19 protein-coding genes and 1 tRNA gene are annotated in these 23897 nt (G+C 49.3%); 9 read left to right on the top strand and 11 right to left on the bottom strand.

Annotated features, from left to right (window positions below; all coding sequences use genetic code 11):
• Positions 1-37 precede the first annotated feature (37 nt).
• The gene (locus tag Mcas_RS00370) at positions 38-388 is read right to left on the bottom strand and encodes a hypothetical protein (RefSeq protein WP_040333300.1); all 351 of its coding nucleotides are present in this window, start codon (positions 386-388) and stop codon (positions 38-40) included.
• Positions 389-879: 491 nt separating this feature from the next.
• Between Mcas_RS00370 and Mcas_RS00365 the strand changes: the two genes are divergently transcribed.
• The 3 genes from Mcas_RS00365 to Mcas_RS00355 are packed head-to-tail and all read left to right on the top strand — an operon-like array spanning position 880 to position 3191.
• Complete coding sequence (locus Mcas_RS00365; protein ID WP_040333298.1) at positions 880-1569, top strand: hypothetical protein; 690 nt, start codon at positions 880-882, stop codon at positions 1567-1569.
• A complete protein-coding gene (locus tag Mcas_RS00360) occupies positions 1493-2578 on the top strand; it encodes a P-loop NTPase family protein (RefSeq protein WP_162176210.1) in 1086 nt (361 codons plus the stop codon). Before Mcas_RS00365 ends, Mcas_RS00360 begins: the two co-directional genes overlap by 77 nt.
• Positions 2568-3191 (top strand): helix-turn-helix domain-containing protein, encoded by a 624-nt coding sequence (locus Mcas_RS00355; RefSeq protein ID WP_040333294.1) that lies wholly within the window; start codon positions 2568-2570, stop codon positions 3189-3191. Before Mcas_RS00360 ends, Mcas_RS00355 begins: the two co-directional genes overlap by 11 nt.
• A 429-nt stretch (positions 3192-3620) precedes the next feature.
• Here the strand turns inward: Mcas_RS00355 and Mcas_RS00350 are convergent, their stop codons facing one another.
• From Mcas_RS00350 to Mcas_RS00340, 3 genes are all read right to left on the bottom strand, one after another.
• On the bottom strand, positions 3621-5633 hold the full coding sequence (locus tag Mcas_RS00350) for an LTA synthase family protein (protein ID WP_200873596.1): 2013 nt from the start codon (positions 5631-5633) through the stop codon (positions 3621-3623).
• Between the two features lie 22 nt (positions 5634-5655).
• On the bottom strand, positions 5656-6147 hold the full coding sequence (gene rnhA, locus Mcas_RS00345) for a ribonuclease HI (protein ID WP_040333467.1): 492 nt from the start codon (positions 6145-6147) through the stop codon (positions 5656-5658).
• 134 nt (positions 6148-6281) lie between these two features.
• On the bottom strand, positions 6282-6488 hold the full coding sequence (locus Mcas_RS00340; protein ID WP_040333292.1) for a cold-shock protein: 207 nt from the start codon (positions 6486-6488) through the stop codon (positions 6282-6284).
• 693 nt (positions 6489-7181) lie between these two features.
• Between Mcas_RS00340 and Mcas_RS00335 the strand changes: the two genes are divergently transcribed.
• Positions 7182-9065, top strand: coding sequence for a hypothetical protein (locus Mcas_RS00335; RefSeq protein WP_040333290.1), 1884 nt, complete (start codon positions 7182-7184; stop codon positions 9063-9065).
• 21 nt (positions 9066-9086) lie between these two features.
• On the opposite strand, the gene Mcas_RS15900 is transcribed toward Mcas_RS00335, so the two are convergent.
• The 5 genes from Mcas_RS15900 to Mcas_RS00310 form a co-directional block, all read right to left on the bottom strand.
• Positions 9087-9902, bottom strand: a complete 816-nt coding sequence (locus tag Mcas_RS15900) for a rhodanese-like domain-containing protein (RefSeq protein ID WP_052566623.1) — start codon at positions 9900-9902, stop codon at positions 9087-9089.
• Positions 9903-10089: 187 nt separating this feature from the next.
• Positions 10090-11367: an NADH-quinone oxidoreductase subunit NuoF gene (gene nuoF / locus Mcas_RS00325; RefSeq protein WP_040333288.1), complete on the bottom strand. Its 1278-nt coding sequence runs from the start codon at positions 11365-11367 to the stop codon at positions 10090-10092.
• 270 nt (positions 11368-11637) lie between these two features.
• Positions 11638-11709 (bottom strand) — tRNA-Thr (locus tag Mcas_RS00320).
• 236 nt (positions 11710-11945) lie between these two features.
• Positions 11946-13178, bottom strand: a complete 1233-nt coding sequence (locus tag Mcas_RS00315) for an MFS transporter (protein ID WP_040333286.1) — start codon at positions 13176-13178, stop codon at positions 11946-11948.
• A gap of 46 nt (positions 13179-13224) precedes the next feature.
• The gene (locus Mcas_RS00310) at positions 13225-14811 is read right to left on the bottom strand and encodes an AAA-like domain-containing protein (protein ID WP_040333284.1); all 1587 of its coding nucleotides are present in this window, start codon (positions 14809-14811) and stop codon (positions 13225-13227) included.
• A gap of 244 nt (positions 14812-15055) precedes the next feature.
• Here Mcas_RS00310 and Mcas_RS00305 point away from each other — a divergent pair, with 244 nt between their 5' ends.
• From Mcas_RS00305 to Mcas_RS00285, 5 genes are all read left to right on the top strand, one after another.
• Positions 15056-15802 (top strand): hypothetical protein, encoded by a 747-nt coding sequence (locus Mcas_RS00305; protein WP_040333282.1) that lies wholly within the window; start codon positions 15056-15058, stop codon positions 15800-15802.
• Positions 15799-17883 (top strand): radical SAM protein, encoded by a 2085-nt coding sequence (locus tag Mcas_RS00300; RefSeq protein WP_040333280.1) that lies wholly within the window; start codon positions 15799-15801, stop codon positions 17881-17883. Before Mcas_RS00305 ends, Mcas_RS00300 begins: the two co-directional genes overlap by 4 nt.
• 94 nt (positions 17884-17977) lie before the next feature.
• Positions 17978-19009, top strand: a complete 1032-nt coding sequence (locus tag Mcas_RS00295; protein WP_156032953.1) for a hypothetical protein — start codon at positions 17978-17980, stop codon at positions 19007-19009.
• Between the two features lie 13 nt (positions 19010-19022).
• Positions 19023-20066, top strand: coding sequence for a glycosyltransferase family 2 protein (locus Mcas_RS00290; RefSeq protein ID WP_156032951.1), 1044 nt, complete (start codon positions 19023-19025; stop codon positions 20064-20066).
• Positions 20066-22084: a glycosyltransferase family 2 protein gene (locus Mcas_RS00285; protein WP_040333274.1), complete on the top strand. Its 2019-nt coding sequence runs from the start codon at positions 20066-20068 to the stop codon at positions 22082-22084. Before Mcas_RS00290 ends, Mcas_RS00285 begins: the two co-directional genes overlap by 1 nt.
• 6 nt (positions 22085-22090) lie before the next feature.
• Here Mcas_RS00285 and Mcas_RS00280 read toward each other — a convergent pair whose 3' ends face one another.
• Positions 22091-22558, bottom strand: coding sequence for a peroxiredoxin (locus tag Mcas_RS00280; protein ID WP_040333272.1), 468 nt, complete (start codon positions 22556-22558; stop codon positions 22091-22093).
• A 9-nt stretch (positions 22559-22567) separates the two neighbouring features.
• Positions 22568-23734, bottom strand: coding sequence for a P-loop NTPase family protein (locus tag Mcas_RS00275; protein ID WP_040333270.1), 1167 nt, complete (start codon positions 23732-23734; stop codon positions 22568-22570).
• Positions 23735-23897: the final 163 nt, after the last annotated feature.

Genomic DNA, 23897 nt, shown 5'->3' with positions numbered 1-23897 from the left:
TTCTTTTTCGCTCCAGGACGCTCCTGGTTGCCATGCTCTAGTACGCTCCTGCTTCGTCGGCCAGGGCACGTATCCGCCTGAGTCGTTGCTCGTAGGTCTCTGTCGTGGTACCTTCTTCGGTTTGGTCGCCCTTGCGCTTTGGGTAGACGTACTGGGCAAGTTCCATCAGGAGCTTGGCCCTCAGTGCAACGTCAACGTCGGGGTCGTCGGCGATGACCGCCATTGCCGCAATGGGGTCAAAGGCCATAGACTCAAGCACCTTCTGGGCACCCTTTAGTTTACCTCTGCGTCTGCTCCGGTTTGGTTGCCGCTTTTGGGCTACCGGTGTCAGGTCAGGCGGCATTGCCACCGCTGGGGGCGTACCCCCTTGATTTTTATCGCTTTCCATGTGCTATATCCTCCGTGCTACATATAGTTTAATTTCGCATTGATAGCACTAAAATCCTTTATTTACAAGGTTATTAGTGTCGCAGGTAAACGCCGGAGAAACACCTCTGAGACAACAAATTGTGCATAAAATCTCAACATTAACCCCAGGTAGCCTTGACTTCAAACAGTAATGTTCCAATACTGTCCAACTATTGCTTAATATTTACTTATTTATGTTACACAACTAAAGTTATCTATTATACACTTATGTTGCATTATTAGTATAATAAATATTACATCACAAAATTTACATGAGATATCACCAGGTACTTACAAGAATAATTGTATGCACATTACCGCAATTATGCGTGTATTTGGTTCCAGAAACAAGCCATAAATAAAGAATAATTTTCACTGATAAAACACATATGTCGATTTTTTTAAAAAATTTTTTAAGGTATTATATTTTCTCTTGACAAGTGATAATATATGTGTTAGCATAGAAAAAGTATGGAACGAGGCTTTACATTGGCATGGCGTAGGGAGTTAGACAGCCTGGTGTGGCAGATGCCACCGTTGTATCATCGCATCTTTTATTACCTGCGTCAGAAGGCAAGATGGAAGACAGAGTGTGTGCCAACCAACCGCGGTCTGGGCATGTGGGTATCTCCAGGAATGGTGGTGACAAGTTACGATATCATAGCCAGAGGCGTGGCTCACTATGAACGAGGAATAGAGCGTATACCCTCAAAAAAAACCATCGGAAGCGTGCTGAGATGGCTCGAACAAAATGGCATTATTAATGTTACAAGCAATGCTATGGGTTCAGTTATATTTATCAGTAACTGGGAAAAGTATCAAAATACTAGCGGTCATGCAAACAGAGCTAATACAAGAAATACGTCTGAGCGATCATCCGGCAACCATATGCCGGAGCCCAAGGGGTCAGCGACCCCCGGCTCAATTAAGCGCCCAACAGCAAAAAAGAACAAGAAGGAGGACAATAGCAACGATGCAGAGCAAACATACCATGCGCAATGCCATCACGACTCCGATGGCAATAAGTCAGGGGTCGCCGTCGGTCGGGAACACCCCGGAGCAAACACACAGGAAACTCGCCCCCGTGTCGAAAACAACAAAGCAGCAGAAGCAGACCCATACGCTCACCTATATATCGGACTTGTTAGCGAACAATCCTGAACAGGCACGCCAGGAGGCCCTCATGTACAGGACGGAGGTCTTCTGGGATGATATCGTGCGTCTGTTTGAGGGCATCAGGGGTGATGCACATAAGTGCAGTCGTTGTGGACGGGAGGACGTGGGGTGGTTTAATCCGCTTACATTGCGGTGGATTGCGGTTTCCGATGTGTGTCACAACTGCAAGGTGTCCCTTACGATGCTGCGTCAGGAGGACATTGTGCGCAAGTGGCGACAGAGGATAAGCGGACGCATGGACAGCGTGTTAAGGAGCTGTGGGGTGCCGCAGAGGTACTTGACGGCGGATATCTCTTCGGTGAATCGGGAGGTTGCAGAGGTAGTGCAGGGAGTCTTGCAGAGGTTGCATTGCGGTGACGGCTTTCAGTCAGGGGATGCCACCCACACGCAACAAATTAAGCCGGGGGGCGCTGACCCCCAAGCCCCCGGAGGACTGTATATCTTTGGGCCGCCCGCAACGGGAAAGACGTATCTGGCAGCAGCCATCTTAAAGGCTTATATCCGGATGCTCACCCCCTCCTTCCGGGACTGTTACTCGGAGGCTCCCATAGAGCCACGTTATCCCATCTTTACCATCGTATCGGACATGCTTGCAGATATCCGAAAGACGTTTAATAACCCCGAATTGAGCCGGGGGTCGCTGACCCCCCTCTCCGAGGGGGACGTATATGACAAGTACTGTAGTGCGCCCCTTGTGGTCATGGATGACTTTATGGCCGAAAAGGTTACCGGGTGGTCGGTGAAGACCATGTACTCTATTATAAACAGGCGTTATATAAACAATTTGCCACTTATCATTATCAGCAATTACGGTCTTGGAGAGGTGGAGAGGAGTTTTAACGCCGTCAGTGAGTTTACCGGTACGAGCGTTGTCATGCGCATAAGTGAGATGGGCAAGGTGCTCATACTTAAAAAGGGCTTGTTATCACATCCTGCACAGAGTACAGCGGTTGGCCGTTGCAAGGCGCCACAGGAGGCAGGTAGTGGACGCTGACATTTTAGTCCCTGTGGGGGGCAGCGAGGGGGTCAGCGACCCCTGGCATAAAAAAGGGCGAGCCGCCCCCGGCATAAAAGGGGTCAGCGACATTGAGCCAGGGGTCGCTGACCCCCCCCGGCTCAATGGTGCTCTGACAGGGGGGCGCCGACGTCCTCCGGTAGCGGGACCCACTGGCAACACTGGCACAACGGGATTGAGCGGGGGGACTGAGCTAGGGGCGGCTCGCCCCTCGCTGACCCCTCGGCGCCGTTGCCAGGTAGCGAGTCGCACCAAACACTCCTGTCACAGATGCAGAAACTACATCAGGTGCAACGAGGCCTGCATCTACGTGGAAGAAATACTCAAACGTGAGGACTCATCATTTGAGGCAACCCTGCAATACGAAGACGAAAGACTAACAAAAGACTACAACGAAGTACTGGTAGAGATAAGGGAGGCCCTTGTTGGACATCGCAAGATCAACATTAACAAAATCAGACAGATCAGAGACTTAAAACTACGCGCTATCGCCGTCATGCTCTATGCCAGGGTGCCCGTGGTGGAGATTGCCGAATTGTTCCGCAAGTCAAGATCGCAGATATACAGATACATCCAGAAGGGTCAGTGGTAGTAAAAAAGCATGGTAAAACGGCGCGTCAAGGGGGCTGGCCCCCTTGCAGGGGGTTCTGAAGGGGGGCGGAGCCGCCCCTTTCTTTCTTTTGCTACCATGACATATAAAGAGGATACGCATTTTTCTTCACATGAGGGTATTTTTTTACAGCAGGAAAATTTATGCCTCCAAAAGAAATAATTTGCTTGCAGATGAAGTTGTTGACACATTTATAAATGCCTATTATGTTATAATGAGGCATGGAGGTAGTTTATGAAAAACACACTGATATTTGATTCTTTACAATACGCATACTTATGTTAAGCGTCTCAGGGCAGCGGGATTTACCGAAGAGCAGGCGGTGTTGATGAGGTTGTTTCCGCATTGAACTGAAGCTCCGGTGAGATTACCCGCACGTTAGAGGTTGCCTGTGCCGGCAGAGTTTACCGGCTAAAATATAAGGTGCCTTTTTTTCAATCCCCTCCTTTGCAGTGAGCCAACCATTTCGTATGCACCCTGGTAGTAGGCGATGGCCTCGTTGAGGAGTTGCTCATCGGTGGTTGCACCTAGCCGGGAGTCATGGTCAAGCTCAAAGACCTCTGCCCTCCCTTTGGGGTGAAGTATGACCAGTTTGTTGTATTTGATGTAACCGAGTGTTTCGTATGTCCCGATAAATGCCCTCTCATCCCCTTTTGGTGACTTCAGGATGTCCTTGCCGAAGAAGTTGCTCCGATACCCCTGGCCCAGTATGGCAAGCAGCGTGGGGGCTACATCGATCTGGCTTGAGAGCCTGTCAATCCTCATGGGGGTTATGTGAGCCGGGCTATATATGAGTAACGGTATCCTGTAATTTCTGACGGGCAACTCCGTCTTCCCTGCGGAGTTGGCACAGTGGTCGGCCAGTATCACAAAGACGGTGTCCTTAAACCACGGACGTTGACTGGAGTCCCTGATGAACTTGCCAATGGCGTAATCGGTGTACTTGATGGCACCGTTTCTGCCAGAGTGCGAGGCTATGTCTATTCTGCCGTCAGGGTAGGTGTAGGGACGATGATTGGATGTAGTCATTATGAGCGTAAAGAATGGTTTTTTACTCGCATATGATCTGTCAAATTCTCTGATTGCCTTGGAAAACAATGCCTCATCGCAGACGCCCCAGGCGTTTTCAAAGACAACTTCGTCTTTGTCAAAATCATTGCGATCAATTATCGTATCAAAGCCATTGTGACTGAAGAAGTAATTCATGTTATCGAATAATCCGTCTCCGCCATACATGAAGCTCGTTTGATACCCCTTCTGTTTCATGAGTCTCCCCCATGACGAAGGCAACTCCTCATTGTGCTGCTGCTTTACTATAGACCCGCCCGGGGTGGGAGGTATAGATAGCGTAACGGCCTCAAGTCCCCTCACAGTGCGAGTGCCTGTGGCAAGGAAATTCGTGAAAAACATTCCCTCTGCACTTAATTTGTCAAGATTTGGGGTCAGGTTTGCTTTGCCGCCAAAGACCCCCAGATACTCCGCACTGAGGCTCTCAACTACCACAACTACTACGTTTAACCTCTCAGCGTCAACGCCTGCACCCCTGATCATCCTTTCGATGTCGTATGGCTTATCGGCAGAAACAAATACACTGTTGTTATCCCTTACAAGAGTGCGGAGCATCTCTGAGACGAATTTATCGTCTCTGGTTTGATAGAACTGCTTATAGTCGAGCTTGTTGGTGTTGAGGGCAACAAGAAAATCATATATCCCGTTAGAGGCTATCTCTTTTACGTAGGTGTTGGCTGATATGTTATCGAAATAAGCCTTGGAGAAAAACGAGCCAAACAACACCGGCAGCAATAAGAACAACACGGCAGATTTAACCCGCACGGCAATGCCCTCCTGAGAAGTCCGCAACACATCTGCAACCCTCCTGTACACACACATAAAAACGGACAGACTTACAAGACCAATCGCAAACAAAATGGCACCCAGGGGATAAGACTCACGTATGTTGTTTACAACCTCCGTTGTGTAAATCAGGTAATCTACGGCTATGAAATTGAACCGAACACCAAATTCATCAAAAAACACCACCTCCGCAACACTGACAAAGAGCACAAAATATATAGCGGCAACACCCATAGCATAAAACACCGGCTCATGCAGTCTGTGGTTGAATACCCGGCGTGGCACCACCGTGATATAGAGCACAACCGGTACGGCAAAGTATGTCATCGTCACAAGATCAAACAATACCCCCACCGAAAATATCTTCATGACAACAGCCACATTCGCATCCAAGACCGACCAACTCTTTACTGTCAGCACAACCCTGGTCAGGGAAGAGATCGCAATGCACACCACATACAACAGTGAAATAAGTCGCCACCTGCCCACTAGTCTGGTCTGACTGGCCAACCTGCCCAATCCGCCTAACCTGTTGGCAGTTTGTGGTACTCTTGGCTTGACTGATATCAACCGTGCCGACTTTTATTCATAATTACAGAGCAGTGTTTTCGTATACGACGTCAATTTCGAGGTCTGGTTGTTTTGCTGCATTCCTGCAGAGTTTGTCGCAGTGGTCATTGAGTTCATCCGAGCTGTGCCCTTGGACCCACTTAAATTCCACGACGTGTTTGTCGCAGAGGTCGAGCAGTTGCTGCCAGAGGTCTGCGTTGAGGGCTTTTTCTTTATTATTTTTTTTCCAATCATTTTCCTGCCATCGCCTTGCCCATCCCAGCATTATTGAGTTGACAAGGAGTCTTGAATCTGTTTTTATAGTCACACGGCATTTGTATTTTAGGGCGGTCAGGGCCTTTATAGCGGCCATGATTTCCATTCTGTTGTTGGTTGTCAGTCTGAAGCCGCCTGATATTTCTTTTCTGAGGTTGTTGTAGAGCAAGACGGCGGCATATCCGCCCGGCCCTGGATTTCCCGAGCAGGCGCCATCGGTATATATCGTTATCTCTTTGAGTGGCTGCGAATCTTCCAACGCCATACAGACCCCCCCGGTTGGGCAGTTTGCCTTTGCTACCTGCTACCACCGGAGGGTCTTGTTTTGTTTGTATGTTGCTTGTTATGAGTTTTTCTAAGACTTTGGTATTACAGCCTTAAATCTATAGGCACTTAGTCAAGCGTTACGACGTTTTCTGCCTTGAAACCCTTTCTGTCTTCGACAACGTCAAAAGATACACGCTGACCCTCGTTTAATGTCTTGAAGCCCGTTCCTTTGATTGAGGTGTGGTGGACGAATATATCCTGTCCATTACTCTGCGTAATAAAACCATACCCTTTCTTTTCACTGAACCACTTAACTGTTCCTTCTACCGACATACTTAAACATCTCCTTGTTGATTTTGTTAGCCTATTAAATCAAGCTATTTTTTGTTATACCCTAACATTAACTATTAAAGCCGATATATTTATCTATAGAGTGGTAATTGTAGTTGTATCTGGATATTTGTCTGCCATCATGATTAATAGTACCTCTATAGTTACACTTATGGTGAGCCGTGTTTTTGATTACAAAAGAGCATCTTACTTTTTCTAAAACGGAGTCTTCTTTTTCTGACAACAATGTGTGTGAGTTGTTTGTTACGGTTACCAATGACTTCACTGGTGTTGCTATTGTACAAAAACTACTCAATACTTTATGTTACCGTTATTCAGTTCCTTTTTTAATTCAGTAAGACTATCTAACATAGCCCCCATTAACTTATTATATTACGGTCAATATACAAATGTCAAGAGGAATTTTTTTGACGGGTTAAAATTTTTCTTCCTGTAAATATTTCTGTTTTGATGCAATTTCTTCCGGCGTCCATGTCAAGAGCACCATTGCGCCATTTTTTTGCACATTAACATCGGTGGGTGGTTCGTTCCAAAATTTGGCACTACGCACTACGCTTTATTGTCTTGATAAATGCATTTGAGTTGTTATATACTTTAGGAGAATGTATTTGCATGTATTGAAGACAATGACAGGCCAGGGTAGCAAAAATATGACACAGGAGGATAATGTCTGATATGGAGACAAACGAAGAAAGTGTAGTTTTAAATCGCAGAAAGCACCTTAGATATTACATAAACAAGGTAGCCGTGGGTGCACCTGGCAGCATTGTCGAACTCAGCTCCAGGGGGGCAAGACTCAAAAAGAACAAGACTGAGATGTTTGAAAAGCCTGAGATGGTAATACCTCTGGTTGGCAGACAGCTAAAGGTTCGGGTTGTATGGCAGGACGACAAACAGGCCGGCTTGGCTTTCCTTACGCCATTTGACGATTGGCAGTACATACAGAAAAATGTCAGACGTCTAAAAGACGCTTCCTTCAGGGCACAAAACAAACTCTCCGACGAGGCTGTCACAGAATTCATACGCAAGGAGTCTTTATCCACCATCATCACCCTCATGGCCGAACTGGAATCCAAGGATACCAACCTGGCAATATTAAAAGACCTGATATACAAAATCCCCGAACTGACCAAGATGGTGGCAGAAAAGGCCAGCATATTCAGGAAGGACGACGATTTCGTCTTGCAGGACGTGGACTTCGCCATCAAACGCCTTGGCATAGATATGGTCAAGAAGGTTTCATCCGATTACGTCAAGATCGAACATGACAGGTCAGATATGGCCGATGAAGACAGCTCCTTTGATATGCTCAAGACCTTAAAGGCCGTGATGCTCCCAAAGTTGTCTCCGTTCTTTGGCTATAAGGATCAGAACGGCATAGCCAATAACATAATGAATATGGAGACAAAAGGTATAGAGGTACTCCTGGCAAAGGGCAGAAAAAACATGAATGCCTACTACAAGGAGCCTTCCCAGATATACTCGGAGATGACCAGGTTCCTTGAAACCATGGCCTATGACAAAGACCTTATACAGATAAACCACCTCTACGTGCATAATTTTATGAAATCGCTAATAGAACTATTTGATGGCTATCTGCTGGCCTATCTCTGCCGCAACCCCCACTACAACATCGATAAGAAAATAAAGATCAGCGTAAATAAGCTAAACCTGAGCTTTGGATACATCGCATACCTGATATTTATGACTGCCGAGGCCATCATAGAAAGCAAAAAAACCTCCATAAACGTCCTGCTGAACAGACTGCTCAAGACCGGTATGGATAGTGACAGACTGCTTACCTTCATGGAAAACATCGTAAAGGAGGCCAACTCCATCCTCAAAGACATTGGTCGCAAGGGTAGCATCAAGACCATGAGCACGACCAGAACATCCGTCAGGACAAGGGACTTGTTTGCAAAGGACCCGCAGAGCACCATGTTTGTAAACAACATTACCCGGTTTGCCCAAACAGGGCGATTGATTATCAGATATGAAGATGAAATCTACACACACTACATCCTGAGCAAGCTCATCGACTCCGAGGACTTCAGCATGTACTCAAGTATGTTTTGCGTAATCCCCTGTGAGAACCTTGTGCAGGATGATATGCCTCTTGAATCCTTTAGTTATTTCGGACTCATTATCCTGAAAAACTTTGACAGGCTGAATAAAAATCTACTACGAAGTCTGCTCAAGCTATGGGGTACGTTTGATGGCAGCATTATAATGACCTTTTCCACATACGGCATCTTTGACTATCAGATGAGAGACTTGTTTAACTTCCTGAACCCGTACATAATTGACTTCCCGTCGCCATTTAGCGATGAAAAGATATACAGGAAAATGGTCGAACAGACCTTGTCCTATACAAATCCCTACTCGGGCAACACGGACTTTACAGGTGCAAAGTATTTGCAGGACATTGTGTCAATGAATCAAATAAGGGGCACCGAATTACTACCAAAGGTACAAACAGTAGAGCCAAAGTCGCCGGCATCAGCCAAAAAACCACCCGAGGAAAAAACCCCTCCCATTGTTAACAGAAAACCGATATAAACGGGGAGACCCATAGTCAGCTCAAACAACCAGGACACTGGCCATCTGCCTTATGTGTAAGAGTTCCTCATCAGCCATTGTCCTGAAGAAAGTCCGTTGTTGCTCATCCCCTGCCATCCTCTGAAGATAGGCGTACAGGTCATAGGAGTTGGCCTCTATAGTCATGGATAGCTCTATGATGTCGGCGACGTCTTTGCCCTGACACCACTGGATGGTTTCTTCTATGTTGAGCAGGGCCTCCATCAGGTGTGGAGTCTCTTTACCGATCTTTTCCATGTCGTACTTACCGGTGATGTTGGAATACTGTTTTTCGATATTTGCCTTGTGTTTGTCTTCGGCCTCGGCGAGCTTTGTAAACAGGGCGATGGCCTCCGGTTTTTTGGATAAGTCCTTGCAACTGCTGTAGAATATGCGCAATCCCTCCTCAAGTGACCAGGCAAGGGAGACAACGGTTTCAAAGGCAGCACCAACAGGAAAAAAGAGACTCTTTACCTCCGGATGCCCCTGTGCCTTAAGGCCGTTGTAGACGTTTATGCCGCCATCGAGATTATACACGTCGGTGAAGTTGCCGTTGATGAGCATGGCCGCTGCCGACATGCTCCTGTTACCGCTGCGGCAGTAGACGATAACAGGGCGGTTGCTTGAAAGTTCAGACATTCGATCCGGTATCTCACCCAGGGGGATTAGTATCGCTCCGGGGATATGACCACGCTCGTACTCCTGTGGCTGGCGCACATCTAACACACTATAGTCGTCACGATGCTGACCGCTTATAATCTCCCGAACCTGGTCTGCACTCTTTGTTGGTATCTTTCTATAAAAATCAACTACTGGCATATTCTTCTTTACTCCTTATTTCTTTGTCTACATTAAATCTAAGAGAATACCCCCGCTGTGTCAAGAGTTACGTAAGCAGGGCAAGTGCCTCGGAAAATGTTTATGGGTTGTTGATATTTTACGCTGTCTTTCAATATCAGTTCCGGGTTGGATTGGGGTCAAGTGGGGGAAGGCAAAGCTCCGGTTCTTATTCAGGCTTGTGGCTTTGTGGACAGCGTTTATGCTTTATATGGTACTCGATCTCCTCGGGGTATAGTTTCAGAAACGTCAACAGTACGTTTGCGGCACCATCGCCGAGGGGACAGAAGGTCTTGCCCACTATGTTTCCGGCAACGTCACGCAACGTATCCACGTCAGTTGCGGTGGCCTGTCCTCGTTCAATCCTGGCGAGTATATTCCTCATCCATCCGGTTCCCTCACGGCACGGTGTACACTTGCCGCAGGATTCGTGTTCAAAGAATGCCATTGCCCGCTCATAGACCTTCACCAGACACACGGAGTCGTCAATGACGATCACGGCCCCCGAGCCTAGCTGACTACCGGCCCTGGGCAGACTGGTGAAGTCCATTGCACAGTCTATGTTATCTGCCGCCAGTATTGGGGTTGATACCCCTCCGGGGATCACGCCCTTGAGAGTCCTGCCTTCTTTGAGCCCTCCGCAGTGGTCATAGATAATCTCTCGCAGTCTTGTGCCCATTGGCAGTTCGTAGACACCGGGACGGTTTACGCACCCGCTTACGGAGAATAGCTTTGGTCCAGGGCAATCCCTATTTCCTATGCCGGTATACGCCTTGGCCCCCTCACTGACAATGTAGGGGATGTTTGCAAGGGTTTCGACGTTGTTGATTATCGTTGGCTTGCCCCAGGCACCAGCATTGACCGGAAACGGTGGCTTGATCCGTGGTTGCCCCCTCTTGCCCTCAAGCGACTCGATAAGTGCCGTCTCCTCGCCGCATATGTACGCCCCCGCACCCATATGCACCGTCAGGTTAAAGCGGAAGTGACGTGACATGATGTTGTTGCCCAGGTAGCCCCTGTCGTAGGCCTCCTGTATGGCACGTTCGAGGATAATCCGAGCCTGTGGATATTCCCCGCGCAGGTATATGTAACCCTGCGTCGATTGCAACGCATAGGCAGAGAGTACCATTCCCTCTATGAGGAGGTGCGGGTTCTTTTCGAGTATCGGTCTGTCCTTAAAGGTTCCGGGTTCTCCCTCGTCGGCGTTGCAGATGAGGTACTTAGGAAACTTGGGGTCCAGTGCGGCAAACTGCCACTTCATTCCCGTGGGGAATCCAGCCCCCCCCCTGCCACGTAATCCCGAGGCCTTGACCTCGTCTATGATGTCGCGCGGGGTCAGCTCAAGCACTCCCTTTTCGAGGCTCTTATAGCCGCCACCCCTTATGTACTCGTCTATGTTGGCCGAGTCATGGCTGTCTGTGTTCCTGAGCAATATACCTTCTAACATACAATGTATATGTTAACCTTACCACAATTCTATTGCTCATGTCAACAGCACAAAATCCAGTTCATGTCCTGCTCCTTTCTGTATGTGTGATTACATACAAATATTATTACACATAAACTCACTTTTTTCAATACTCTATACATCACCCACGGTTGATTGGAGTGCTACCTACACTCGAAGCATCAAGATCAATAGGAATATACCGACCAATCAAATTCTGATGATTTTAGAAATATTTTAGAACAATTTTAGAATGACCTGAAAAAACTAAGCCACCGAAGGGATTTGAACCCCCGACCGGCTGATTACAAATCAGCTGCTCTACCCCTGAGCTACGGTGGCATCACCTTATCCGCAAGAGCCTATACACCGGATTAAGTACCGCCGGCATTACTATCCAACCCTATAATATGTAGTTTAATATAAACGGACCGGTTTTGTAAAGTGTTTTTTTTCATATCAGAGGTTCTCATTAAAAATACCTATAGATTATTGATATATAAGCGATATGCTCTAAAGTTATTACGGGGAAAATTTTTTTACACAGCAACATTCTTATAAAAAGCCACATTGCAAACTCACTGAGAATTGCTGACGGGGTAGACTAGGGAATTTTGTTTTTTTACCGTGAGGATGAAAGCAAGTCCGACGACAAAGAGCAGGGTGATGGAGATGATGGCAGGTCGTTGGCTTTTGAAGTGTGCCGACAGGGCGCCAAAGAGCAGGGGACCTAAGATGGCCGAAGTCTTTCCGATCATGGCGTAGAGGCCAAAGAACTCGGCCTGTCTGCCGTGGGGGATAAAACCGGCAAAGTACGTCCGCGAGGCAGCCTGTATGGTGCCAAGTCCCAGGCCGGCTGCGGCACACAGCAGAAAAAACGCCGGCTTTGTCGTGATAAAGTATGCACTGATGGTTATACAGCTCCAGTGCAGCAGGGATATGACAATGACCCTTTTACCGCCCCACTTGTCAATGGGTTTGGCCATGACCACGGCGCCAACGATGGCCGTAACCTGGACTATCAAAAACAGGTAGATTAGTTGAGCGTTGGGTACTTTTATGGTGGTGGCGGCGTAGATGCTTGAAAATGCGATAACCGTGTTTGTGCCGTCTGCGTAGAAGAAGTAGGCAAGCATGAACTTCTTCAGTTGACTCATCTGCCACAGTTGTCTGAAGTTGTCGGCGAGCGTTCCGAGATGCCCGGAGATGGAACCGATGACAGTGGCGGTCTTTTTATCGGCGGGCAGACAGATAAATGCCGGCAGCGAAAAGACCAGGAAAAACGCCGCCGTTGCAAGCCACAGCGTCTCCAACGCCTGTGCCTTGACAAGCGGCCAGGCGATGCCAAGTGACATCAGCGATCCCAGGTATCCAAGGGCAAAGCCCCATGCCGATACACGTCCCTGGTAGTGCGTCTCTGCTATGTCGTTGAGGTAGGCGTTGTAAAAGACCATAGCGGTCTCATATCCGATATTGGCGATGACCACCAGGACAACACCATAGAGTACCATCCCCGGTTTGACCACGTACAGGGCAGCAATGGCCGTCACGGATACCAGCGTAGATACAGCCAGGAAGCGTTTTCTTACTCCGCCGTAGTCTGCAAAAACGCCGATAACAGGCGCCATCACAGCCACAATGGCCATGCTCAACGAAATAACCCGCCCCCACCACAGGTCACCATCGCCACCGGCATTGCCAACCACCTTGTCCACGAAATAGACCGGATAGACGACCGTCATTATAATGGCACGATAACTGGCACTTGCCAGGTCGTAGAGACACCAGCTCAGTATCTCTGCCCGTTTCACGTTACCGGAGTCCTATCCACAATCAAGACACGACAGCGGGGACGTGTCAAATTGCACATCCAATGGACACCACGGTCACCGTCACCTGCCCAACCACATGCACCCCGGATAATTGCGCATGTACGTCTTCGTCTTCGGAGGGCACAAAGAGGGCAATGGTCACTGCGTCCCTGCCGAGACCGGCTGCATATCCTGCCGCCTGTTCCCTGTCAGTGACCAGGGCAGAGACGTTCGTTAGGCTCTTTACCTCGATGATCCCCTCGACGCCACCACACCTCAGATGCAGGTCTACCTTGCCGTTGCCCGTGGGAAACTCCGGGCTTATGATGCACCGGCGTCCAACGGCGGCCTGCAACCAGGCATAGAGGTGGAAATGCCCCACCGCCTCCGTGTAATGCAGGTCGGCACGTCGCGGCTGTCCCTGCCAGGGGTTGATCCCCTTTGCGCTCAAGCGTCGCAGGTAATCCTTGTATCTCTCCAGGAGGGCCGGGAGATTTAATCGATCGGGTTCAAAGACGTCCGTTAGTGCATCCAAAATCCCTATCGGCAAGATCGGAATGTCAGCCAAGATGTCAGTCAGGACATTATAAATGCGCTCCTGCACGAACGAAGACGAAAACCGACAGACATGCACCTTCTGACCTTTGTCGTCAACGACGACCTCCGTATCTATGACCCCGTTCATGTAGAGGTAGTTGCACCAGTCCTTGTCCATGTTAAACGGTATATCGGCCCTCGTAAACAGACTCACTGCGTATTGCTGATACGCCCCCTTGACCTTCTTTATGAGGTTGAGCGTGGTATTGTTGAATTCTACGCTCAAGGCGCTGCCATAGACATCGCCCCACAGCGCATCGTCAATTGTAGTGCCAACTCCGGGGTTGTACTTCTCCGTGAGCAGCTCGCCAAACCAGCACACAAGCCCCGGTTGTCCTCTGGTTACCCGGTAGAGCTTATCAACCACGATGGGGGCAACGTCCTGTCCGCTTTCGTCCACGTACTGCCGGAACAGTTCAGCGACCTCTTCCTTGCTAAAGTTGGGGATGTGCATCGAACGTTGGACGTTAAAAGGAGAACCGCGCTCGCTCTCTACACCGAGCACCGTTCGTACACCAATGAGGGCAAGACCGTGCAACAGGTACGAATCCCGCTTGAGGTACATGTCCCTGAACATCTTTACCAGCATGTCGATAACCTTGGGCGGCAAACTGTCAAACTCATCAATGAACAGGATAACCGGGCGGTCAAAAATTCCACCGGTACGATCAAAGATTCTCCTGAAAGACTGCCAATTATCAGGGGTATCTATGTTGAGCTTAAAGGTCTCCCAGATCAGCATAGGGACATTGTCTAAAAGGTGGTCTACGTCGTCATCGTCCTTGAAAACCGTTCCCTGAACGGACATGGTACCAACGATAAAATGGTCTTTGTACCGAGCCAGGATATCATCCCTGACCTGTCTCATGACCCACGTCTTGCCCGTCTGTCTGGGCGCCCAGATAGTAAAATATCGCCCACCTTCATCTATTATGTCGCCAACCAACTGCCCGGCACACCTCTCTATTAAATCCCTGCGATGTACGCAGAAATTACTCCGACAGTCAACCGGGCCATATGAATAAAAACTCCTCATCGTAGAAATCTCCTCACATCATCTATCGTTACTCATCCATCTCTGGTTGCAAACTACATATCTTAATTATAGCCCAAATAACAAACCTACGGCAATACCACACACCCCAGGGCAATCGCAATTATGCACAGCCTCTAAACGTTCTGTATATCACCATTGCCATGTCCGGTTAAAGGTAAAATTATATCAGACCGATATAGACTTGTTGTTTGTTGCTGAGAACAGTTATGATAGGTGAGAGATTATGAAGGAACTGCTGCTGGTATTCCAGACGCTGGATATGAATCATCCACGGGCTAGGAGGTGTGTTGAGCACCTGAAGAAGACCGACCTTTCCATGGCGGAGCTTTTTATTGTGGATGTCGCCTACGGTGAGGATTTTAACCGTGGGCAGTACCTTGAGGGATTCAAGAAGCTGGCCGATGGTCGTCCGTTGGTGCTGCTCTCTGACGACGTGCTCATAGAAGACGTGCGCTGGCTTACGAAATTGCGAGCTATTGCCGCTAACTCCGATGTCCTCGTGGTGGGGTGTCAACAGTACGCTGAAGGCTCAGGCGTGAAGTTTGTCGGGGCGATTATTGCCGCTGACGGTGCCTATGAGAGACCACCTGAGAGGCCATCTGAGAGACCAATATTTGAGCAGCTTACAGACCTGCCGGCAGGGATGCAATCCCCCCTGTATGTGCCCGTGGTTGCGGATGGTGTTGTCTTTATTGCGCAACCGGATAAGATACACTTTGACGCCGCTTACAGGGGCAGCCTCTGTGATGCCGACGTGTGTATGCAGGCCTGGAGTATGGGTAAAAAGACAGCAACCTCTTTGGATATAAGTATAAAGCGTATGACCTCCCCCACTGCACCTGACAACTCCGGTGACAGAGACATTTTTGTCCACAAGTGGCAGAAATTTATTAATACCTCCTTATACACCGTGCAAGAGCTGAAGTGGCTCGAAAAATACTTAAAAAAAAATAACGAGGCAATGATATGAAACAACCTTTGGACATCAAAATAGCCGCTGCCATAGTGCTTGACAAAAATGCCACAGGGGAGATACGCCTGAGAGTACACGAGTTTTACCTGGAACTCTCCCGCTACTTTCACGCTGAGAGCTTCTGCTTTTTCCACCACGACGACGATGCCCTCAGAACAAGAAGGACACTGCTGAAGGCCGCAGCCCTTGAGGACTATCATCAAACCTTCACGTACCTGTTGTGGGTGCGGGGGATTGACAAGGCAAGTCTTTCAACGTTGAGACAAATGGTGAGTGTTGCAGAATCCTGCGATACCGGCAATGCGGTAATCGTCGCCCCCTTTGACGCCATCCTGGCAGATGCTGCCGCCATAAGAGACCTTGTCTGCAAGCACAACGAAGACTCGTGGTTTACGACCCCTGATGCCCATGCATCACCGGAAGAGGCGCTCTGCCTGAACCTGAAGGCCATGGGACACCAGGTGCAATCCATATCGCTTACAACAGATGGTAACGATGACTACATAAGACCATTTAAGTTCTCAGCGGGCGTCCAATACCTTCCGGGGTTTCACCTGAGAGAGGCCAGGACAATGACGGTCCACACCGAAATGGCAATAATCACCAAAACCGCGGCACTCCTCAGAGACAGTCTCAGTAAAAAGGCCATAGCCATCTACGGCGCTGGCACCGTTGCCACATCCCTGCTGCCCATACTCGGAGAGACCGTAAAGCTGATCGTGGATAAGAACCTCGCAGGAAAGCAATTTATGGGCCGTACCATAGCACATCCAAATGCCCTAAAAGACTATGTCCACGATGTAGACTCAATACTGATAACACCGCTTGGCCGGGAGGCAGAGATCAGAAAGTACATCCAGGAACTCCTTGGCGATCAATATGATGACGGCAAGGTAATCGGGTTTGACTCCTACAGGGACTCCGCAAATGGCAATGCCAAAAAGACAACCACCCTGGGCAGTACGGACTCTGAAGTGCTACCCTCTGCAGCACCCTTTATACATCCCGCCACCAACCTCACAAAGACCAGACAACGCAGCATCACCAAACGCGGCGTCCTCTACGTGGGGTACCTGTGCAACGTCCGATGCGTCTTCTGCTACTACGCTTACACCCCCGCAAAGGACTGGCACACCATTGAAGAATGCAAAAAGGACGCCCATCAATATAGAACGGTCTATGGCAACGAATGGGTGGACATCACTGGCGGTGAACCAACCGTCTATCCACACATCTTTGAACTCCTGGACTACTGTAAGGAGATCGGCCTGACCCCCACGCTGATTACCAACATGCAGGCGCTGGCCAAAAAAGACAAGACCCTGAAATTTAAAGAATACGGCGTCTACGACTTCCTGTGCTCCATCCACGCCCTCGGAGATACCTACGATGACCTGACCAAGGTCAGAGGCAGTTGGAAGAACGTCATGACTGCCCTGGAAAACCTCCACGCTATCGACATGAAGTGGCGCGCCAACTGTACCATGACCGCCGTCAACCGGCACCAACTCAGGACTATCGCAGAACTCGTCTATAACGCCGGCGGCAGGGTGATAAACTTCATAAACTACAACCCCTTTGGTGAATGGTCTACGAAGATGGATATAGATTTTCAGTCAAGACACTTCGAAATAACCCCATACCTCAAAGAGGCCCTTGACTACTGCGACGAGGTAGGTCTGGAGGCCAACGTCCGCTATCTGCCATTCTGCATCATGAAGGGTCACGAAAATAAGTGCTACAACTACCCCCAACTCAGCTACGACAGCCACGAGTGGGACTACTGTAGCTGGTTCTGCATGGATACACGCAACATAGCCTACCACGTCCCTGAACACATAAGCAGCATCTTTAAATCCGAAGACGAGTACCACCTCTACGTAGCCAACAAGGTCAAACGTGACGGTTTTTGCCAGAGCGACAAGTGCATGTTCTGCGCCGCAGGATTCATCTGCGACGGCTTTACAACCCAGTATGCAAGCCGCTTTGGCACCGATGAAATGCAACCCTACAGCGGAAAGATAATCACAGACCCCACATGGTTTATCAGAAACCAGGACAAGGTCGTTGACGAATAAAAATGACTTTTAATAATGATTTAGCATCGTATCTGTATAAAGGGGTCAAGGGGGCTGGCCCCCTTCTTTTCTTCTTCTTTTCTTGCGCTTTGGTATGAAGGATACCATTATATTGATGTGCTGCCCGTCGGTTGACAGGCTGTTTACCAAAAGGGCAATAGGTGCGGTGAAGGAGTCTGACCTCGGTCGTGCCGATCTTGTCGTGATGGACAACAACTACGACGAGCACTTTCACTACCCAAGCGTTGTCAGTAAGATGCTAAGTTTTGCGGCCCAAACCGGTAAGAATCTGATACTGATGGAAGACGATACGGAGATCAACGACTACCACTGGATCGAACGCCTGTATGCGGCATCCGAAAACTTGGGGACGGATATAACGGGATGTGTCCACACATACGAAAACGGCCTTCCAAACCACGAGGGTATCTATATTGACGACGACCTCTCCATGTGGACGTACACGGATATGATGATAGACCCGGCTGATGTCACAGGCAATGCCATCTATGTCCCGGCCCTGTGTGGTGCCGTAATGCTCATCAAAAACTGCGCAGCCTATAGCATTGACACCGCTTACAAAAAGTATCACCACGACGCAGACATCTGCCTGCAGGCCTGGCAGAGGGGCAGCTCCGTGGGCTGTGCCATTGACCTGAAGGTCATACACCACCTGAGATACTACGAGCACAGAGATCCCTCCTGTACGGATACATACAACGAAGACTCCGCCTATTTCACGGACAAATGGGCATCCTATATCCCAAAGCTGACCAATATGCCACAGGTGCGGCGTTACGAAAAAGGTCTCTGCAAGGACGTCATGTGGGCGCACTTCTTTCAGAGGGCTATGCGGCTAAAGACGTTTAACAAGACGCTGGCAAGCAGTATGTTTAACCGTGTGGTGGCCGAGTGCATTAACGAACGTTATATAGCAGAGGCTTATTTTCAGCTATTTCTGCTTGAGGGAGGCAGACAACACCTTGAAAACTGTCTGACGTTTAACCCCTGCCACTCACCGGCACGGCAGAACCTGCAACGGTTGTATGTGAACCCCTCACCGTCCTTTGTAAACAAATGCGATCATCCAATAATCTGCCGTCAGTGCCATCTGCTGACTCAATAGATACGAGCCGAATGTGAAAGATACGGTTATCGTAATGTGCTGCCCCGACGTAAGACGCCTGATAACCAGACGGGCTATCCGGTCCGTCAAGGCATCCGACCTCAGCCGTGCAGAGTTCTTTGTCATCGACAACAACTATGACAGCGGTTTCAACCACCCAACCGTGATGAACCGCATGTTGGGCTACTGCGCAGGCAGAGGCATGTCTGCCATATTTATTGATGATGACATCGAAATACTACAACCTGACTGGATCGAACGCCTCTATGCGGTTTCCGAAAACCTGCGGGCAGACATCGTGGGATGCCGACACGTCTTTGAAAGCGGTAAGCCCAACCACGACGGCATCTGGATCGACGCCGAGGCAATATCACACCTCTGGGCGGACGCCGTTATGGAACGTGATGAGATCATCGACAACTCCATATATGTCCCAACGCTTTGCAGTGCCGTGTTGATGGTGCGAAACTGTAAGGATTATCACTTTGACACAAACTACAAGAAATATCAGCAAGACCTCGACATCTGTATGCAGGCCTGGCAGAAGGGCAGACGTGTGGCCTCTGTCCTGGACCTCAAGGTCATTCACAACTACAGATATTACATAAAGAAGACCCCCGCCGTGTTTTCAACCTTCCTGCACGATCAGGCCTATTTTGCCAGAAAGTGGGCGGACTTTATCCCCGCCTTCCTTGAGATCAGGGAGCTTAAACAGTTTAAAAGTTTTAAACACAATGACAGTTGGCACGTCTTTTACAACACGGCCACGCAGTTTGAATTGATCGACAAGGACAAGGCCATCGCAATGTTCAGGAAAATTACAAGGGCGTGCTATAACGAGCAGTTTCTCTCCGGGGCCTACTACCACCTGTATGGGCTGGAGGGAAGGACGGAGTATCTGCAAAGGTGCCTGGAGGTCAACCCCTGTCACAGGGCTGCCAGGAGGCTGCTTATGGAAAAACTTGGACAGCTTCCCCCCGATGCAGGCAACTGTCACTATCGCAGAAACTGTCGGGTCTGCAACCTGATTGGTGCCAATACGCAGGAGAATGATTGATGTTTAAGCTAAAGCGCAGCAAGATTGCCTTTTTCAGTGCCCTGCCCCACCACAGTCGGTTTCTCTTTCCCGTTGCGCAGGGACTCAAAAAGCAGGGTGCTCAGATAATGTTCTTTACCTCGCTGGTTGACTATCCCTTTGAAAAGGACGTGATCAAGAACAACTTTAAGTGTAAGTTTCTCATCGAGTATGCCACCGAGCAGACAACGCAACAGATACGAGCTGCCTCAAACGAGCTACTCAGCCAGTGGAGCAAGGTCAACTTCACCTGGCATGGGTTTCGTCATTGGTCGTTGTTTCAGCAGCACAGGTCGCTGATGAGAAACGTCGAGGACTACTTCTGCCTGGAGGAGCTTATAAAGACGGAACGCCCTGACATGTTTATCACGCTGCATGAGATGAATCCCTGGGGCAAACAGATCGGCCACCTGGCAAAGAAATACGACGTGGCCTATATCACCCTGCAGGAAGGCGACTACTACAACACCCTGATAAACCTGACCACACACACCGAGTACTCGATGCTTAACCTCCTGTGGGGACAGGAGACCAGAAACCGCCTGGTCAATCACGGGTGCAGTTACAGCAAGATGATAATAGTAGGCAACACCCACATAGATGAGGCTATCAAGGAATACACGACACCGGCAAGCGTAGCAGCCATCAAGCAGGAGCTTTCAATCCCGTCGGATAAGAAGGTTATCGCCTTTTTACCAAACACGTACTGGGCAGCGATGGCAGAGCGGGCGGTGTGGGCGACGTTGCTGGCGGAGCTTAAGCGTCCTGATATCGTGTGTGTCTTTAAGTGGCACCCGCAGGTGGCACACCCCGTCTTTGAGGAGATCAAAAAGCTGTTGCTCGATATCATGCCAGAGGCCATTGTGGTCTTTGGATATGACCCCTACAAGGTGCTTGCTGTGGCCGACTACTGCGTTGTCATGGGAAAGACAACCCTGGGGGTGGAGGCGTTGGCGTTCAGAAAGCCGCTGTTTGACCTCTATAACGTGGTTGACGGCGATGAGTTTTACAAGGACATAAACGTGGCCCAGACCGTTTCGCCGGTGGGCAACTGGGAGAACCTCTTTAAGACCATGCAGGAGGGCGTACCACAAGAGATTATCGACACCACCGAGGAGTACCTTGAAAAGGTCTTCTACAAACTCGACGGCATGTCGGTGCAGCGTGCTATTGACGTGATATCGTATGTGCTCAGGGTGAAGAACGAAAAAACCAGAGCGACATCCAAGGTTGCCTTTAAAAAGCCCCGTATCAGCGGCAAGATCAGCTTTATCATACCAACTGGCAACGACCCCCTGGCCTTTATGGCGACCATGAACAACCTGTCGTCCAACACAAAGTACTGTGGCGCAGCCAGAGACATAGAATATATCGTCGTTGCCACCGATGAAACCATCAAGGCCGATATCTTGGACAAGTCCGAGGGGTTGACCATAGTGCAGACAAATGCTGACAGGATATCAACCCTCTTTAACTGCGGGCTTGAGGTAGCATCGGGCGAGTATCTGATCTTCATTTTGCCGGGGATGCTCCTGGTCAGGGATAATGATTTTCTGGATTCCATAAAAGACGGCTTTGCGAGTATGCCTATATATAACGCAGACCTGACGCCGTTTCGATTGGGCACCGGTACGGATTTTAATTTTACGCCAAATGCAATAAACACGGAAGGTAAGAAGTCGGAGTTTGTGCCGGTCTTCTTGTTTGGTGTCAACAGAGATGTATTTGAGAGTTTTGGTGGCTTTGATAATGACGTCATCTTTTTTGTAGTAGACCTGTGTCTGCTTGCCCGGAAAAAAGGCTATCGTGTAACGCATTGCACGGATGACATTGCCGTCTTGTTTAAATATCCCAGTTACGAAGAACCCAACGATTTAAGATATCACACGGGGGGCTGGAAACGCTCTGTGAATTTCTTTGCCCGCTGGTATGGTCAGTTGCAAAAGGACGACGACTTCCTGTCACACGCAAAGGGTATGTTGCAAGAGACCAGTCGATAAGGTAAACTACAGGGCGTTTAGCACCTCTGCGACGTGTCCTTTGACCTTGACCTTTCTCCAGAGCCTTTTTATTATGCCATCGTGTGTAATAAGGCAGGTGGTACGTATAACACCGGTTGAGGTTTTGCCGTAGCTCACCTTTTCACCCCATGCGTCGTACATCCGCAGGACATTGCGCTCGGGGTCGCTCAACAGGGGGAAGTTGAGGTCGTGCTTGTCCCGGAACTTCCTGTGACTGCCGATGGCATCAGGGCTAACCCCGGCAACGGTGCAACGGCTAGTCCACCTGTTTAGGTTGTCACGGAAGTCGCATGCCTCGGTAGTGCATCCGGGGGTATTGTCCCTGGGGTAGAAATACAGGATGAGCATCCTGCCACCCTCAAGCAGCCCGCCAAGGCAAAACTCCCGCACCTGACCATCCGTATCCAAGCCCTCAAGGCAGAAATCAGGCGCCTTTGTTCCCTCTTCAATCATTGTTACACCTCATGTATCCTTTAGTCGTTTGAATGCTTCGGCGGGGAACTGGAAGTACGTGGTGTCGCTTTGTGCTATTTCGATGGCCCTGGCAAGTGCGGGGTAAGCAGGCGAGTCCGTGGCAGCAGCATAGAGCTTATCCAACAGACCCGGAAACTGCCGCGAAAACACCTCAAGCCTTGGAAACAACTCCTTCACCGCTGAGACAAAAAACACCTTCTCAAACGCTTCATGCTCCTTACCCATCCCTGAGATGACCTCCTGCTCTAGTCTGTCAAGCAACCTGATCCATTTTCTGTGAGGCAAGGGGTCTAACGACGACAAGACGGCCCGTATGTGCGCCAACTGTTTTGGGGTAACGCAGGCCCTTATGCCGGTCAGATGAAGGTCGCTCAGGGAAGTGCGTGAAAGCTCCACGCTCAACTGAAACCCCCTCTCAAGCAACATGACACCCGTCGGACCTAATTCTGCATCGTTGACGGCGGCCACCACCAACACCCCTTCGGCGTCAAAGTGCGTGTTGATTGCCTCTATGACATCAATATACCTGCCGCCATCAATGTTGTCCAAGATAAGGACTAGCAGCCTCTTTTGTTTTTCCACCACGGGCAAGTCCAGGAGGTATTGCAGCCACTTCTTGTAAACGCTGAGGGTCTTGCTTGCCTCGTAGTCTGCCCTGACCTCTGAGATAATGCCTCTTAGTATCCCAACGACCTTTCTGCCTTCCGCTGTGAGTCGTTCAGTCTGGTCTTCAACCACCCTGATGGCATCTTCAACCGTGTGGTTGTTGGGTAAAAACAGGTTGCTCAGGAAGGTCTCAGACAGCAACACACTGTGGGTGAGCATTGGCCTCAGTATCTGCCTGAGTTTGGTCTTAGTAAGTGGATTGAGCCCCTGTAGTTCTCCCAGCTTCAGGAGTATATCTGTCAGGGGGGTCGTCCCCTGCCACCTGTCTGTAAACACAACCGGATAGGCACAGTAATCCCTGTAAAAGCTCTCCAACATTCGCAGGCAGGTAGTCTTGCCGCTCCCACAGTCACCCTTTACCAACAGACGAACCCCGCCCGTATGGGATGATGCGATGTTGGCGATCAGGGAGAGGGTTGGGGTTATAAGTCTCCTCTGCGCTTCATTGTCCAATAAGGTCTCAATGCTCAGTGGTCTGTCTAGTAGCATAATGGATATCGTCTCCCTTTCTTAACTTACCATAGATGGTATCCTATTTTATATTTCATGGTAACTATACTTTTACGCATCCTGGATTCCTGGTCAAGCCAGGAATGACACACTTGGAAAATGGCTGTAACTGTCATTCCTGCGACACATGTCCCTGGCTTGA

The sequence above is a fragment of the Candidatus Magnetobacterium casense genome (genome assembly GCF_000714715.1).
Taxonomy (GTDB): Bacteria; Nitrospirota; Thermodesulfovibrionia; order Thermodesulfovibrionales; family Magnetobacteriaceae; genus Magnetobacterium; species Magnetobacterium casense.
This window is presented reverse-complemented; position numbering and strand designations above follow the sequence as displayed.

Excerpts from the sequence above, each read along its gene's own strand:
- nuoF (WP_040333288.1), bottom strand. The coding sequence starts at position 11,367 with ATGTTAGAAGGTATATTGCTCAGGAACACAGACAGCCATGACTCGGCC.
- Mcas_RS00275 (WP_040333270.1), bottom strand. The coding sequence starts at position 23,734 with ATGCTACTAGACAGACCACTGAGCATTGAGACCTTATTGGACAATGAA.
- Mcas_RS00340 (WP_040333292.1), bottom strand. The coding sequence starts at position 6,488 with ATGTCGGTAGAAGGAACAGTTAAGTGGTTCAGTGAAAAGAAAGGGTAT.
- Mcas_RS00285 (WP_040333274.1), top strand. The coding sequence starts at position 20,066 with ATGTTTAAGCTAAAGCGCAGCAAGATTGCCTTTTTCAGTGCCCTGCCC.
- Mcas_RS00295 (WP_156032953.1), top strand. The coding sequence starts at position 17,978 with ATGAAGGATACCATTATATTGATGTGCTGCCCGTCGGTTGACAGGCTG.
- Mcas_RS00365 (WP_040333298.1), top strand. The coding sequence starts at position 880 with ATGGAACGAGGCTTTACATTGGCATGGCGTAGGGAGTTAGACAGCCTG.
- Mcas_RS00280 (WP_040333272.1), bottom strand. The coding sequence starts at position 22,558 with ATGATTGAAGAGGGAACAAAGGCGCCTGATTTCTGCCTTGAGGGCTTG.
- Mcas_RS00310 (WP_040333284.1), bottom strand. The coding sequence starts at position 14,811 with ATGAGGAGTTTTTATTCATATGGCCCGGTTGACTGTCGGAGTAATTTC.
- Mcas_RS00300 (WP_040333280.1), top strand. The coding sequence starts at position 15,799 with ATGAAACAACCTTTGGACATCAAAATAGCCGCTGCCATAGTGCTTGAC.
- Mcas_RS00305 (WP_040333282.1), top strand. The coding sequence starts at position 15,056 with ATGAAGGAACTGCTGCTGGTATTCCAGACGCTGGATATGAATCATCCA.
- Mcas_RS15900 (WP_052566623.1), bottom strand. The coding sequence starts at position 9,902 with ATGCCAGTAGTTGATTTTTATAGAAAGATACCAACAAAGAGTGCAGAC.
- Mcas_RS00335 (WP_040333290.1), top strand. The coding sequence starts at position 7,182 with ATGGAGACAAACGAAGAAAGTGTAGTTTTAAATCGCAGAAAGCACCTT.
- Mcas_RS00370 (WP_040333300.1), bottom strand. The coding sequence starts at position 388 with ATGGAAAGCGATAAAAATCAAGGGGGTACGCCCCCAGCGGTGGCAATG.